Here is a 13,617-nt window from a genome sequence, read left to right on the forward strand (position 1 = left end):
GCAGAAACATGGCTGTAAAGAAGAAACCGGCCGCCGCCAAGCCGAACAAGGAAGAAAACGCGCAGCTGGCCAAGCGCCTGGCGCGCGCCGATGTCACCGTCAACGCGGTGTGGGCACTGCTGGACAGCCTGCTGGCCGACGACGGCCTCGCCGCGCAGCCGCTGGCCGAGAAATACGCGCAGATGAGTGGCGTCTATTTCCGCAAGATCCGCAACGGCCGCGTGCTGAGCCTCACCGACTACGCCATCGCCGTCGACCTGTGCACCGCCGCGCGCCGTGCGCTACGCAGCATGGACGACAGCCTGCAGTTCGCCGACCACCCGCGCGGCGAACTGCTGCGCAGCGTCGCCGAACAGGCGCACCAGGTGCTGATGGAACACTACCATCTGTCCACCAAACCGGGCCGGCCGCTGCCGCCCTGAGAACCTGTTCACGATCTGCTGCAACTGATCTCACAGGGCTATACAGCGTTGAAAACGGCTTCGGCATGCTGGTTTATCTCTAGTTAAACGCCGCTTCCCCTGCCGTTTTCGCCTTGTCTCGCGTGAGCGTGCGAGATCGTGAGCACGCCCTGAACGCTGTGCTGCGGCCAACGTTGGCCGCACGCCGCCCCTATCGCTTACCGCCAAGGCCAGACCATGAAATTCAAACCGATGACCGAACAAGACTACCAGCGCCTGGGCGAAACCCTGAGCCGGCTGGCACCACAGGGCGCGATGTCGCTGGAAAAGCTGGACGGCTTTTTCGCGGCGCTGCACGCCGGGCCGGAGGCGATCAAGCCGGCCGACTGCCTGCCGACCATTCTCGGCGCCGCCTTCGACGACGAGGCCGCCTTCGCCTCGCCCAAGGTGCTGGAGAAGTTCGTGGCGCAGGTGATGGGCCACTGGCTGGAAATCGCGCGCACGCTGGCCAACGGCGAAGACTTCTACCCGTGGCTGGACGCCGACGAGCACGGCGTGGTGCACGGCAACGACTGGGCCGAGGGCTTCAGCGAAGGCATGCAGATCCTGTACGACGACTGGACGCTGCTGTTTGACGATGCCGAGGCCGCCGGCGCACTGGCACCGATCATGGCGCTGGCGTTCGAGCACCATCCCGATCCGGAAATGCGCCCCTTCCTCGACGGCGCCAGCGCCGAGCAGAAGGCGGAATGGCTGGGCGAGATCTCGACCTCGGTGGCGCAGATCTACCGCTTCTTCGCCGCCCTGCGCCAGGAAATGGAAGACGCCGAAAGCGACGCCAACGACGACTGAGCACGTCCGCTGCACCATCCAGGCCGCCCGGCATTCGCCGCGGCGGCCGTTTTCATTGCGTCCCGTCGCGGCCACACACCGGCCACCGCTGCAGCGCATCATCGCCCCGCGCCGGCCGGCTGCGCCCCGTCACCAGCCATCACCGTGACGGCCGCCGCACCGTCTTGCGGCCAACCTTGCTCCGGCACCGCCCTTTTCGCCCCGCAGCCGCCCCGTTAGCGGCACGTTCGCCACCGCGCCGCGCCAGCCACCCACAAAAACAACAGCCCGCCAGCCCCCGCCGCGCACTATTTTCACGCCGCACCAGCAGCGGAAAAATAGCAAAAACTCTAACGCAAACTACTGATAAATATCGTTTTTTGCAGTGCAGCATCGCTCGGGTTGATTTTTGCTATCAAAATTTGCGATTGGTCAGCCGCCGCCCGCTTTCGTACATTCTGAAGCCATGACAAGCCCACACTGTTTTCAGGGCCATAACAAGTACGCCATAACAAATTACGACTGACCCGACGCGTCGAACAAACAGCCTCACCCGCTCGACCTCACTCTGCAAAGCAAAAGGAAACCAACGATGTCAGCAATCGAATCCGTGCTCAAAGAAACCCGCAGCTTCCCTCCTTCCGACGCTTTCCGTGCCAAGGCCACCCTGTCCGGCATGGAAGCCTACAACGCCCAAGCCGCACTTGCCGAAGCGGACTACGCCGGCTTCTGGGGCAATCTGGCACGCGAGCTGCTGACCTGGAGCAAGCCGTTCACTACCGTGCTGGACGACAGCAATGCGCCGTTCTTCAAGTGGTTTGCCGATGGCGAGCTGAACGTTTCCTACAACTGCATCGACCGTCACCTGGCAACCAAGGGCAACAAGACCGCGATCATCTTCGAAGCCGATGACGGCAGCGTCGAAAACATCAGCTACCAGCAGCTGCACGAGCGCGTGTCGCGCTTCGCCAACGGCCTGAAATCGCTGGGCGTCACCAAGGGCGACCGCGTGGTGGTGTACATGCCGATGGTGGCGGACGCGGTGGTGGCGATGCAGGCCTGCGCCCGTATCGGCGCCATCCACTCGGTGGTGTTCGGCGGCTTCTCCGCCGGTGCCGTGCGCGACCGCATCCAGGATGCCGGCGCCAAGATCGTGATCACCGCCAATGAAAGCGTGCGCGGCGGCAAGCAGATCCCGCTGAAGGCCACCGTCGACGAGGCGCTGACGCTGGGCGGCTGCGAATCGGTGGAAAAAGTGGTGGTCCTGCAGCGCACCAACGGCCAGGTGGCCTGGGGCGAGCGCGACATCTGGTGGCACGAGCTGACCGCCAGCCAGTCCGCCGACTGCCCGCCGGTGACCATGAACGCGGAAGACCCGCTGTTCATCCTGTACACCTCCGGCTCCACCGGCAAACCGAAGGGCATCCAGCACAGCAGCGCCGGCTACCTGCTGGGCGCGCTGAACAGCTACCGCTGGACCTTCGACGCCAAGGACGACGACGTGTTCTGGTGCACCGCCGACGTGGGCTGGATCACCGGCCACAGCTATGTCGCCTACGGCCCGCTGGCCTTCGGCGCCACCCAGATCATCTTTGAAGGTGTGCCGACCTACCCGGATGCCGCCCGCTTCTGGCGCATGATCGAAGCCCACAAGGTCAGCATCTTCTACACCGCGCCGACCGCGATCCGCTCGCTGATCAAGCTCGGTGCCGATCTGCCGAAACAGTACGACCTGTCCAGCCTGCGCCTGCTCGGCACCGTCGGCGAGCCGATCAACCCGGAAGCGTGGATGTGGTACCACGAAGTGGTTGGCGGCGGCCGTTGCCCTATCGTCGACACCTGGTGGCAGACCGAAACCGGCAGCCACATGATCGCGCCGATGCCGGGCGCGGTGGCCACCAAGCCGGGTTCGTGCACCCTGCCGCTGCCGGGCATCATCGCCGACATCGTCGATGAAGCCGGCGGCCCGGTGGATGCCGGCAAGGGCGGTTTCCTGGTGATCAAGAAGCCGTTCCCATCGCTGGTACGCACCATCTGGAACGACGCCGACCGCTTCAAGAAGACCTACTTCCCGGAAGAGTTCAACGGCCAGTACTACCTCGCCGGCGACTCCGCCAACCGCGACCAGGACGGCTACTTCTGGATCATGGGCCGCGTCGATGACGTGCTGAACGTGTCCGGTCACCGTCTGGGCACCATGGAAATCGAATCGGCGCTGGTGGCCAACCCGCTGGTGGCGGAAGCCGCGGTGGTCGGCAAGCCGCACGAGGTGAAGGGCGAAGCGGTGGTGGCCTTCGTGGTACTGAAGGGCGAGCGCCCGGTCGGCGAAGAGGCGAAGAAAGTCGCCGCCGAGCTGAAGGCCTGGGTAGCGCACGAGATCGGCAAGATCGCACAGCCTGACGACATCCGCTTCGGCGAGAACCTGCCGAAGACCCGCTCCGGCAAGATCATGCGCCGCCTGCTGCGCTCGATCGCCAAGGGCGAGGAAATCACCCAGGACGTGTCGACGCTGGAAAACCCGCAGATCCTGCAACAGCTGCAAGAACCGCAGTAAACCGCGCACCCTGCGCAACTGAAGTCGCCCCGGCCCTGCCGGGGCGTTTTTACGCCAGACGGGAACCGTCTCATGAGCCGTACCGCCAACTCGACACTGGTCAGCGCCACCGTTGACTTCCTGCGCAAGCACTCGCCGTTCGACCGCATGGAAGACGCGGCGCTGGCCTTCCTCGGCCAGCACGCCAAGCTCGCCTACTACCCGAAAGACAGCCTGATCCTGACCCCCGACATGGGGCCGCCGCCGCATTTCTACGTGGTGCAGCGCGGCAAGGTGCTGTCGCGCGAGGACGGCGAGAGCGCCTCCGGCAACGTCATCATCAGCAGCGGCGAGTGTTTCCCAATCGGCGCCGCCAGCGGCCAGCGCGCCACCATCTGCACCTACAGCGCCGTGGATGACGTGTTCTGCTACCAGCTGGACAACCAGGACTTCCAGCAGCTGCTGCTGATCAGCCCGGTGTTCAACCGCTTCTGCGCCAGCCACATCTCCACCCTGCTCAGCCAGTCGCGCAAGCAGATGCAGGCGCAGTTCTCGCAACGGGCGCTGGAACAGCAGTCGATGGCGACCAAGCTGCACGAACTGTGCAAGCGGCCGCCGGTCACCGCCCGCGCCGACGACCCGCTGGAAGCGGTGCTGACGCTGATGGGCGAAACCGGCGTCGGCTCCATCGTCATCGTCAGCGAGAGCGGTGTCGCACAAGGCATCTTCACCCAGTCCGACGTGCTGAAACGGGTGGTATTGCCGAAGCTGGCGCTGGATTGCCCGATCTCGCAGGTGATGTCGCGCAAGCCGCACACCCTGTCGCAGGATGCCACCGCCTACGACGCGGCGCTGGCGATGGCGATGCACGGCATCCGCCACGTGCTGGCGGTCGACGACGACAATCTGGTGCTGGGCGTGATTTCGGAGCGCGACCTGTTTGCCATGCAGCGCGTCGGCCTGCGCCAGCTGCGCTACGCGGTGGAAACCGCCGCCGACATCACTACCCTGCAACAGGTTGGCCGCGACCTGCGCCAGTTCACCATGAACATGCTGGGCCAGGGCGTCGGCGCCGAGCAGCTGACGCAATTCATCTCCGCGCTCAACGACGGCATCACCCGCCGCGTGATCGAGCTGAACCTGCAGCAGCACGACCTGTACGGTGTCGACTGGGCGTGGCTGTCGTTCGGCTCCGAGGGGCGCGAGGAGCAGACCTTCAGCACCGACCAGGATAACGGCATCATCTACCTGTGCCCGGAGGCGATGGACAAGGACCAGCTCAGCATGCGGCTGCTGGATTTTGCCCGCGACGTGAATGCCGACCTCGACCGCTGCGGCTTCCCGCTGTGCAAGGGCAACATCATGGCCGGCAACCCGGAGTGGTGCCTGACGCTGGAAGAGTGGCAGGAAAAGTTCGCACGCTGGATCCGTGCCCCGGACCCGGTGGCACTGCTCAACGCGTCGATCTTCTTCGATTTCCGCCCGCTGTACGGCAAGCGCTATCTCGCCAACCAGCTGCACAAGCGCCTGCTCGCGCTGAGTCAGGACAACAGCGTGTTCCAGCGCATGCTGGCCGGCAACGCGCTGGCGGTGGCGCCGCCGCTGGGTCTGCTGCGCGACTTCAGCACCGAGGAGTACAACGGCCAGGGCGGCTACATCGACCTGAAAAAATCGGCGGCGCGGCTGTTTGTCGACGCCGCGCGGGTGCTGGCGCTGGCCAAGGGCATCGCCGCCAGCAGCACCATCAAGCGCCTGGAGCGTGCGGCGAAACAGACCGGCTCGGCGCCGGAAGAAACCGCCGCCATCATCGACGCCTTCAACTTCATCCAGATGCTGCGCCTGCGCCACCAGCACCTGGAAGACGAGCACGGCCGTCCCGGCGACAACCTGATCCAGCCGGACAAGCTGAACCCGCTTGACCGCCGCATCCTGAAGGAATCGTTCCGCCAGGCACGCAAACTGCAGCAGAAACTGAAGGTGATGTACCAACTATGAACTGGCTGAGCGGCTGGCTGGACCGTTTCCGCCCTGACAGCAAGCCGCAGCTCAGTGACGAGCAGCAACAGCGGCTGCGGCACTGGCAGGCGCTGCCGGCGCACGACTGGCAGCAGGACAACCGCAGCACGCGCTATCTGGTGGTCGATGTCGAGGCCAGCGGCCTGCAGATACGCCGCGACCACCTGATCTCCATCGGCGCGGTGGCACTGGACCGCGGCGTGATCAACCCCATGGACGCCTTCGAGGCTGTGCTGCGCCAGGACACGGTATCCTCCACCGAGAACATCCTGATCCACGGCATCAGCGGCTCGGAACAGCGCGAAGGGCTGGAGCCGGCGGAGGCGCTGCTGCGCTTTCTGGAATACAGCCGCCACACGCCGCTGGTGGCCTACCACGCCTATTTCGACCAGGCGATGATCGCGCAGGCGATGCGCCGCTTTCTGGGCATCCGCTATCAGCCGAAGTGGCTGGATCTGGCGTGGCTGATGCCGGCGCTGTTTCCGGACCGCTACTGCAACACCGTGGCGCTGGACGAGTGGCTGGAGACCTTCGGCATCGAGAACTTCCAGCGCCACAACGCGATCTCGGACTGTCTGGCGACGGCGCAATTGCTGCAGGTGGCACTGCAACGGGCGGCGGAACGCGGCATCGACACGCCGCAGGCGCTGGCCGCCAGCGAGAGCCTGCGCCGCCGCAACAGCTGGTAGGGAATAATCCTGCGACAGGCTGTTTTTTGTGCGCAGCCACCGGGCAAAACCGGCCGCCGCGATGAAACAGGCATCAACAGCCCCTAGTTGTCGCTCTTGGTCTGCCAGCGGCTTTCCAGCTGCCGCAACTGGCCGCTTTTGCGCAGCTGCGCCATGCCTTCGTCAAAACGGCTGACCAGACGCTCGACATCGGGGTGCGCCCTGGAGAACGACACGTACACCGGCCCCGGCGCCAGCTTGCCCACCGGCCGCACCCAGCCGCGCAGATCGGGGTTCTGTCGCAGCATGTGGTTGACGGTGCCCTCCCACGCCACCACGTAGGGGATGCGCCCCGCCTTCAACTTGCGGAAGGCGTTGACCTCGCGCGTGGAGTACTCCTTGCGGATCGCGGCATTGGCGTCGAACTCCTTGCCGTAGCCGTAGCTGAGCACCACGCCGACTTCCTGCCCTTCCAGCGATTTCATGTCGAGATCGCGCTCCGGGCGGTTGCTGCGGCTGTAGATGCTGATCTGGCCTTCCAGCAGCGGCAGCTGCGCGTAGCGGTAGTAAGGCTCGTAGAAGTCGTTGCGCGAGGTGGTGAAGCAGCCGGCATAGCGGGCCGTGCGCGCCACTTCCATGCAGCGGCTGTAGGACAGCGGCTGGAAGCGCACCACCACGCCTTTTTGCTGGTAGATGGCGCGCATGATGTCGATGGTCAGGCCGGCCGCCTGGCCATCGCGGACGCCGGAATAGGGATACCAGTCGTCCTCGGCGGCGAACAGCAGTTCGACCGGTGTCGAACTCTTGGCCACGGCCAGGACGGGCGCCCCGGCCAGCAACATCCATACCGCCATCCGCAATCGATTCATGACAATAGCCTGGATTGTTTGAGTTTTTTATACCGATCGTATTATACAACACTTGCTCATCACCGGCCCGCCAAGCGGCGTGCTCAGCCTTCCACCAGCTCGCTTTCCTGCTGCAGGCGCCACATTTCGGCGTAACGACCGCCGGCGGCCAGCAGCTGGCGATGGTGGCCGCGCTCGATGATGCGGCCGCCCTCCATCACGATGATGGTGTCGGCATCGGCGATGGTGGACAGCCGGTGCGCGATGATCAGCGTGGTGCGGTTGGCCGCAATATCGAACAGCTCGGTCTGGATCGCCTTCTCGGTGCGCGAATCCAGCGCGCTGGTGGCCTCGTCGAAGATCAGCACCGGCGGGTTTTTCAGGAGGGTGCGCGCAATCGCCACCCGCTGCTTCTCGCCGCCGGACAGCTTCAGGCCGCGCTCGCCGACGGTGGTGTCGTAGCCATCCGGCAGGCTCATCACGAAGTCGTGGATGTGCGCCGATTTCGCCGCCTCGATCACCTCCTCGCGACTGGCGCCGGGGCGCCCGTAGGCGATGTTGTAGTAGATGCTGTCGTTGAACAGCACCGTGTCCTGCGGCACGATGCCGATGTGCGCGCGCAGGCTGTCCTGCGTCAGCTCGCGGATGTCGGTGCCGTTGAAGCGGATCGCGCCGCTGCCGACATCGTAAAAGCGGAACAGCAGCCGCGACAGCGTCGACTTGCCGGCGCCGCTGGCACCGACCACCGCCACGGTGTGACCGGCGGGGATGTCGAAGCTGACATCGTGCAGGATCTGGCGCTTGGCGTCGTAGCCAAAGCCGATATCGTCGAAGCGGATCGCCACCTGCTTTGCGGCCAACGTTTGCGCGGCGGGATGGTCATCGACCTCGGCGCCGACGTTCAGCAGCGTGAACATGCGTTCCATGTCGGCCAGCGAGTGCTTGATCTCGCGGTAGACAAAGCCGAGGAAGTGCAGCGGCGCCCACAGCTGGGTGATGAAGGTGGCCACCAGCACCACGTCGCCGACGGTCATCTCGCCGCTGACCACGCCGCGCGCCGCCAGCCACATGATCAGCGTCACGCCGGTGGCGATGATCACGCCCTGGCCGGCGTTGAGCATCGACAGCGACACCTGGTTCTTGATCGCGGAGCGCTCCCACGACGCCAGATTGCCGTCGTAGCGTTCGGTCTCGTAGCGTTCGTTGCCGAAGTACTTCACCGTCTCGTAGTTGATCAGCGCATCCACCGCCTTGCTGTTTGCCTTGGAATCGAGGTCGTTCATGGTGCGGCGGAACACGGTGCGCCACTCGGTGATGGTCAGCGTGAAGGCGATGTAGATGGCGATGGTAGACAGCGTCACCACCGCGAACCACACGTTGTAGCGGTACAGCAGGATGCCCAGCACCAGCGCGATCTCCACCAGCGTCGGCAGGATGTTGAACACGGTGAAGTTGAGCAGGAAGCCGATGCCCTTGGTACCGCGTTCGATGTCGCGACTCATGCCGCCGGTCTGGCGCTCCAGGTGGAAGCGCAACGACAACCGGAACAGGTGCGCGAATACCGAACGCGCCACCGAACGCACCGCGCCCTGGATCACCCGCGCAAAGATCGCATCGCGCAATTCGCCCAACACACTGGAAACCAGTCGCGCGAAACCGTAACCGACCAGGGCCAGCACCGGCACCGCCAGCAAGGTCGCCGGAATGGACAGCTGGTCGACGATGTCCTTGAGGAACAGCGGCGTGATCACGCCGGCGATCTTGGCCGACACCAGACAGGACAGCGCGAACAGCACCCGCCACTTGAAGCTCCACAGGTAGGGCAGCAGGGTTTTCAGCGTTTTCAGGTCATCCCGGTCGGTCGGGGGCGGGGTATTGCTATGGGCGGCTGGTCGCATTCGGCGGCTCTTGGTCGATACAGGGTAGGTACAGGGGTGACGGTGTCTCAGTGCAGAGTGCGCGGCGCGATCAGGTGGAATTCCGGGATCGGCGCCTCGAAGCGGGTACCGTCGTCGGCCTGCATCTGGTAGCTGCCGTGCATGCTGCCGTACGGGGTGCGCAGCGTGGAGCCGCTGGTATAGCTGTAGCTCTCGCCCGGCTGCAGGTGCGGATGCTCGCCGACCACGCCCATGCCGCGCACTTCCTGCTGCTCGTTGTTGGCGTCGGTGATGATCCAGTGCCGCGACAGCAGCTTGGCCGGCTGGCACCCGGTATTGCGCAGCGTGATGCGATAGGCAAACACGTACTGACCGGCTTCGGCGTTGGAGTATTGCTGCTGGTAGAAGGCTTCGGCCTCGACCGTGATCTGGTAGTCGTCGTTCATGGGTGGCGGTTCCGGCATGGTGCAGGGCAACACGCCCGGCAGCAAAGCCTGATTGTAGCGCCGATCCGCCGCACGCGTCGCCGTCCGGCGGAGCAATGTCGTACAATGGCGGGCATTTCCAGCCCCGCCCCGTATAAAGCCATGAGCCAATTCCGAATTGCCCCGTCCCTGCTGTCCGCCGATTTCGCCCGTCTGGGCGAGGAAGTCCGCGACGTGATCGCCGCCGGCGCCGACATCATCCACTTCGACGTGATGGACAACCACTACGTGCCGAACCTGACCATCGGCCCGCTGGTCTGCGAGGCGATCCGTCCGCACACCACCGCCCCGATCGACGTGCACCTGATGGTGACCCCGGTCGATGCGCTCGCCGCCAGCTTCGCCAAGGCCGGCGCCGACATCATCACCTTCCATCCGGAAGCGTCGCACCACATCGACCGCACCCTCGGTCTGATCAAGGACGCCGGCTGCAAGGCCGGCCTGGTGCTGAACCCGGCCACCTCGCTGTCGCACCTCGACCACGTGATGGACAAGCTGGACATGATCCTGCTGATGTCGGTCAACCCCGGCTTCGGCGGCCAGCGCTTCATCCCGCAGACGCTGGACAAGGTGCGCGCGGTGCGCCAGCGCATCGACGAGTACACCGCCAAGTATGGCGGCGAGATCTGGCTGGAGGTGGACGGCGGCGTGAAGGTCGACAACATCGCCGAGATCGCCGCCGCCGGTGCCGACACCTTTGTCGCCGGCAGCGCCATCTACGGCACCCCGGACTACAAGGCCACCATAGACGCGATGCGTGCCGAACTGGCCAAGGTTGGCCGCAAGTGAACGGCTACGTCGTCACCGGCGCCTCGCGCGGGCTGGGCGCGGCGCTGGTTGCGCAGCTGTTGCGTGACGGTGGCCGCGTGGTCGCCGTCGCGCGCGACTGCAGCCCGCTGCCAGAGCACCCGCAGCTGATCACGCTGGACGCCGACCTGGCCGACAGCAGCCTGCTGCCGCTGCTGCTGGAACGGGCGCTGGCGGCGTTGGGTGACTGCGACAGCCTGACGCTGATCAACAACGCCGGCACGGTGCAGCCGATCGCGCAGGTCGGCGCCTATCCGCCCGGCGCGGCAGAACACGCCATCGCACTGAACCTGACCGCGCCGCTGCTGCTGTGCGACGCCTTTGTCGCACACAGCGCCGGCCACGACGGCGTCCGCCGGGTGCTGAACATCTCCTCCGGCGCCGCGGCCAACCCCTACCCCGGCTGGAGCGTGTACTGCGCCAGCAAGGCCGGCGTCGACCACTTCACCCGCGCCCTGGCCGCCGAACAGCAAGGCGCCGCCCGGCCGCTGCTGGCGGTGTCGCTGTATCCCGGCGTGATCGACACCGGCATGCAGGGCGAGATCCGCGCCGCCGATCCGGCGCAGTTCCCGCACAAACCACGCTTTGACGCGTTGAAGGCCGAAGGCCAGCTGACTTCGCCCGCCGCCGCCGCGGCGGCGATTGTCGCCTACCTGCACAGTGTGGCGTTCGGCAGCGTACCGGTGCTGGACATCCGCCAGCTGTAGACGCCGCCAACACCACCCTGATCCTGCGTTGCGCCCCCTGCCCTACGATTTGTACTGTCTGCGGCGGCGCGACCTGGCTCAGGTGCGCTGCGAGGTTTTCTTAGAACCTGTTCAAGGTCTCGCGAGCTAGAGCGAGACAAGGCAAAAACGACTGAGGAAGCGGAATTTACAAGCAGTAAATGAGCATTCCGAAGGCGTTTTTAACGCCGTATCGCCGAAGCGCAGCAGACATTGAACAGGTTCTTTGCGGCGCTACGCCGTCATGGCACACCAGGTTGGCCGCAATGCAAAACAGCCCGTCACCATGGTGACGGGCTGTTTTGCTGTTGCCGTGTTACTGGGCGCGGGCGACCGGTTTCGGTTTGCGCTTCGCGACCGGTTTGGGCGCTTTGGCCGCCTTCGCCGGCTTTTTGACGACCGGTGCCGCGGCAGCGGCTTCCTCGGCCGCTTCTGCCGCCAAGGCGGCCTCGTCCAGCGGCGCCTCGTCGTCACCCTCGACCGCTTCTTCCCCGTCATCGCTCGGGCGCTTGCCGCCCAGCCACGACGGCGGCTGCAACTCGGTGAAGCTGACCACATTGTTCGCCGTCGGCTGCATGCTGAACACCGGCTGCTCGTGGTTGCTCAGGCGCACCGTGGACGCCACCGTCACCGCCAGTTCCTTCTCTTTCGGCACCGAGAACTCGCGCAGCTCGCTGACGCCCAGCAGCTTGCCGCTGCGGCTGACCAGCAGGTCGGTCTGCGAGCTGGTCTGCAGCTCTTCCTGCGACGCGTCCAGCAACGGACCAACGGCGGTGGCGAACTCCTCCACTTCCTTCTGGTGCTCGCCGGCATGACGGCGCGCCAGCTGCAACAGCTCCTGCACCGCCTGCTTGCTCATTTTCGCCTCGGCCAGCGGGTCCAGCGTCAGGCGGATGCGATAGCTGGCGCCGGCCTGGCGCGCCGCCTCGTCCAGCGGCTGGAAGGTGTAGGCCTTGCTGTCGACGGCGGCGTAGATGTTCTTCGCTACCTGCGGCAGTTCCGCCAGCACCGCGTCTATCGGCAGCTTCTTCACCTTGTCCTGCGGCGCCTGGAACATCACGTACTTGCCCTTGTGCTCGCCGCGCAGCACCGGGATCGCCAGATCCAGCACCGAGGCGTCCACCCACAGCGTCAGGGTGTTCAGCTCGGCCAGCATCGGCAGGCGCAGCCAGGTTTCGGCGTTCGGCCGGCTGAAGCGGAAGGTCGGCGTCATCTCGACACGGCTCTTGCTCATGTCCACCGCGCCGCGCAACTCGAGGCTGAACGACTTGGCCACTTCGCCGATCACGTCGCCCTCCACCAGGCTTTCCACCTTGCCCGGCAGGCGGATCGCCTTGACGCGCACCTCGCCGTCGAAGTTGTAGCGCGCCAGCCGCGCGTTCTGCTCGATGGCGTGGATTGCCGCCGCATCGGCGGTCTTGTTGGCCAGCGGCGAGGCGCAGCCGCCCAGCAGCAGGCCGGATAGCGTCACGGCAACAGCCAGTGCACGAGGTTTCATGATGTCCTTTCGATAGAAACAGCCAACCACGCCGGCGCAAGCGCCCTATACGCGGCAAAACCGGGCATGCTACTGATTTGTCATTTCCGCTGCAAGCAACACATGGCGGTGGCGCACCGGGCTTCCGGTATAATCGGCGCCATCTTCAACCCGTGCCGCCCGCCGTCACGCTACCGCCCCGCCCCACGCTGACCATGAATCTGACACACATCAAGGCCGTCGCCTTTGACCTCGACGGCACCCTGGTTGACTCCATCGCCGATCTCGCCGCCAGCGCCAACGCCATGCGCGCCGAACTCGGCCTCGCCCCGCTGGCCGCCGACCGCATCCAGTCCCACGTCGGCGACGGCGTCGCCAGCCTGGTACACCGCGCGCTGACCGACAGCCGCGACGGCCAAGCCGACGCGACGCTGTGGGAACAGGGCTTCACCTTCTTCATCCAGCACTACTACCGCCACCTGACCGTGCACACCAAGATGTACCCCGGCGTCGCCGAGGGCCTCAACCTGCTGCACGGCTTCGGCCTGCCGCTGGTGGTGGTCACCAACAAGTCGGAACGGCTGGCGTTGCCTCTGCTGGCGCAACTGGGCATCGACAGCGCCTTCAGCCTGATCCTCGGGGGCGACAGCCTACCCGAGAAAAAACCGTCGCCGCTGCCGCTGCAGCATGTGGCCGAGGTACTGGGCATCACCCCGCAGCAGATCGTGATGGTCGGCGACTCGGAAAACGACGTGCTGTGCGCCCGTGCCGCCGGCAGCGCCGCCGTGGCGGTCAGCTACGGTTACCGCGATGCGGCCAACCTGCACGCCGATCTGGTGATCGACAGCCTGGTCGAGCTGTTCGCGCTGCTGAAAAAATCCGCCGAACTGCCGCAAAACCTGCGCGTATAAGGGCACCACGCCTGCTACCTCTGTACGGCGCAGGCGTT

General features: G+C 65.4%; 12 protein-coding genes. 8 read left to right on the plus strand and 4 right to left on the minus strand.

Annotated features, from left to right (window positions below; translation table 11 throughout):
* The first annotated feature begins 8 nt into the window (after window positions 1-8).
* The 5 genes from ACG97_RS05560 to ACG97_RS05580 all read left to right on the plus strand — a co-directional run bounded on the left by ACG97_RS05560 (window position 9) and on the right by ACG97_RS05580 (window position 6,470).
* Window positions 9-422: a hypothetical protein gene (locus tag ACG97_RS05560; RefSeq protein ID WP_047966351.1), complete on the plus strand. Its 414-nt coding sequence runs from the start codon at window positions 9-11 to the stop codon at window positions 420-422.
* Between the two features lie 216 nt (window positions 423-638).
* Window positions 639-1,253, plus strand: coding sequence for a UPF0149 family protein (locus ACG97_RS05565; RefSeq protein ID WP_047966352.1), 615 nt, complete (start codon window positions 639-641; stop codon window positions 1,251-1,253).
* A 571-nt stretch (window positions 1,254-1,824) separates the two neighbouring features.
* Window positions 1,825-3,786: an acetate--CoA ligase gene (gene acs / locus ACG97_RS05570; protein WP_047966353.1), complete on the plus strand. Its 1,962-nt coding sequence runs from the start codon at window positions 1,825-1,827 to the stop codon at window positions 3,784-3,786.
* 72 nt (window positions 3,787-3,858) lie between these two features.
* A complete protein-coding gene (locus ACG97_RS05575) occupies window positions 3,859-5,760 on the plus strand; it encodes a DUF294 nucleotidyltransferase-like domain-containing protein (RefSeq protein WP_047966354.1) in 1,902 nt (633 codons plus the stop codon).
* Window positions 5,757-6,470 carry a PolC-type DNA polymerase III gene (locus ACG97_RS05580; protein ID WP_047966355.1) on the plus strand — a complete coding sequence of 238 codons (714 nt, stop codon included), beginning with the start codon at window positions 5,757-5,759 and terminating at the stop codon, window positions 6,468-6,470. Before ACG97_RS05575 ends, ACG97_RS05580 begins: the two co-directional genes overlap by 4 nt.
* A gap of 83 nt (window positions 6,471-6,553) precedes the next feature.
* On the opposite strand, the gene ACG97_RS05585 is transcribed toward ACG97_RS05580, so the two are convergent.
* From ACG97_RS05585 to apaG, 3 genes are all read right to left on the minus strand, one after another.
* Window positions 6,554-7,318: an ABC transporter substrate-binding protein gene (locus ACG97_RS05585; protein WP_082133655.1), complete on the minus strand. Its 765-nt coding sequence runs from the start codon at window positions 7,316-7,318 to the stop codon at window positions 6,554-6,556.
* 83 nt (window positions 7,319-7,401) lie between these two features.
* The gene (locus tag ACG97_RS05590) at window positions 7,402-9,195 is read right to left on the minus strand and encodes an ABC transporter ATP-binding protein/permease (protein WP_047966357.1); all 1,794 of its coding nucleotides are present in this window, start codon (window positions 9,193-9,195) and stop codon (window positions 7,402-7,404) included.
* Between the two features lie 47 nt (window positions 9,196-9,242).
* Entirely contained in the window at window positions 9,243-9,620 is a 378-nt protein-coding gene (gene apaG / locus ACG97_RS05595) for a Co2+/Mg2+ efflux protein ApaG (RefSeq protein WP_047966358.1), read from the minus strand.
* A gap of 141 nt (window positions 9,621-9,761) precedes the next feature.
* On the opposite strand from apaG, the gene rpe reads away from it, so the two are divergent.
* Both rpe and ACG97_RS05605 read left to right on the plus strand, forming a co-directional pair.
* A complete protein-coding gene (gene rpe, locus ACG97_RS05600) occupies window positions 9,762-10,448 on the plus strand; it encodes a ribulose-phosphate 3-epimerase (RefSeq protein WP_047966359.1) in 687 nt (228 codons plus the stop codon).
* Complete coding sequence (locus tag ACG97_RS05605) at window positions 10,445-11,173, plus strand: SDR family NAD(P)-dependent oxidoreductase (protein WP_047966360.1); 729 nt, start codon at window positions 10,445-10,447, stop codon at window positions 11,171-11,173. The genes rpe and ACG97_RS05605 overlap by 4 nt, the downstream gene beginning before the upstream one ends.
* Before the next feature lie 334 nt (window positions 11,174-11,507).
* Here ACG97_RS05605 and ACG97_RS05610 read toward each other — a convergent pair whose 3' ends face one another.
* Window positions 11,508-12,689: a hypothetical protein gene (locus tag ACG97_RS05610; protein ID WP_156167960.1), complete on the minus strand. Its 1,182-nt coding sequence runs from the start codon at window positions 12,687-12,689 to the stop codon at window positions 11,508-11,510.
* 194 nt (window positions 12,690-12,883) lie between these two features.
* Between ACG97_RS05610 and ACG97_RS05615 the strand changes: the two genes are divergently transcribed.
* Window positions 12,884-13,579 (plus strand): phosphoglycolate phosphatase, encoded by a 696-nt coding sequence (locus ACG97_RS05615; RefSeq protein WP_053068078.1) that lies wholly within the window; start codon window positions 12,884-12,886, stop codon window positions 13,577-13,579.
* The last annotated feature ends 38 nt before the right edge of the window (window positions 13,580-13,617 follow it).

The sequence above is a fragment of the Vogesella sp. EB genome, assembly GCF_001037925.1.
In the GTDB taxonomy this organism is placed as follows: Bacteria; Pseudomonadota; Gammaproteobacteria; order Burkholderiales; family Chromobacteriaceae; genus Vogesella; species Vogesella indigofera.

What these genes read in the sequence shown, in the direction of transcription:
- ACG97_RS05610 (WP_156167960.1), bottom strand. Translation starts at nt 12,689, where the DNA reads ATGAAACCTCGTGCACTGGCTGTTGCCGTGACGCTATCCGGCCTGCTG.
- ACG97_RS05585 (WP_082133655.1), bottom strand. Translation starts at nt 7,318, where the DNA reads ATGAATCGATTGCGGATGGCGGTATGGATGTTGCTGGCCGGGGCGCCC.
- ACG97_RS05575 (WP_047966354.1), top strand. Translation starts at nt 3,859, where the DNA reads ATGAGCCGTACCGCCAACTCGACACTGGTCAGCGCCACCGTTGACTTC.
- ACG97_RS05560 (WP_047966351.1), top strand. Translation starts at nt 9, where the DNA reads ATGGCTGTAAAGAAGAAACCGGCCGCCGCCAAGCCGAACAAGGAAGAA.
- ACG97_RS05590 (WP_047966357.1), bottom strand. Translation starts at nt 9,195, where the DNA reads ATGCGACCAGCCGCCCATAGCAATACCCCGCCCCCGACCGACCGGGAT.
- acs (WP_047966353.1), top strand. Translation starts at nt 1,825, where the DNA reads ATGTCAGCAATCGAATCCGTGCTCAAAGAAACCCGCAGCTTCCCTCCT.
- ACG97_RS05565 (WP_047966352.1), top strand. Translation starts at nt 639, where the DNA reads ATGAAATTCAAACCGATGACCGAACAAGACTACCAGCGCCTGGGCGAA.
- apaG (WP_047966358.1), bottom strand. Translation starts at nt 9,620, where the DNA reads ATGAACGACGACTACCAGATCACGGTCGAGGCCGAAGCCTTCTACCAG.
- ACG97_RS05580 (WP_047966355.1), top strand. Translation starts at nt 5,757, where the DNA reads ATGAACTGGCTGAGCGGCTGGCTGGACCGTTTCCGCCCTGACAGCAAG.
- rpe (WP_047966359.1), top strand. Translation starts at nt 9,762, where the DNA reads ATGAGCCAATTCCGAATTGCCCCGTCCCTGCTGTCCGCCGATTTCGCC.
- ACG97_RS05615 (WP_053068078.1), top strand. Translation starts at nt 12,884, where the DNA reads ATGAATCTGACACACATCAAGGCCGTCGCCTTTGACCTCGACGGCACC.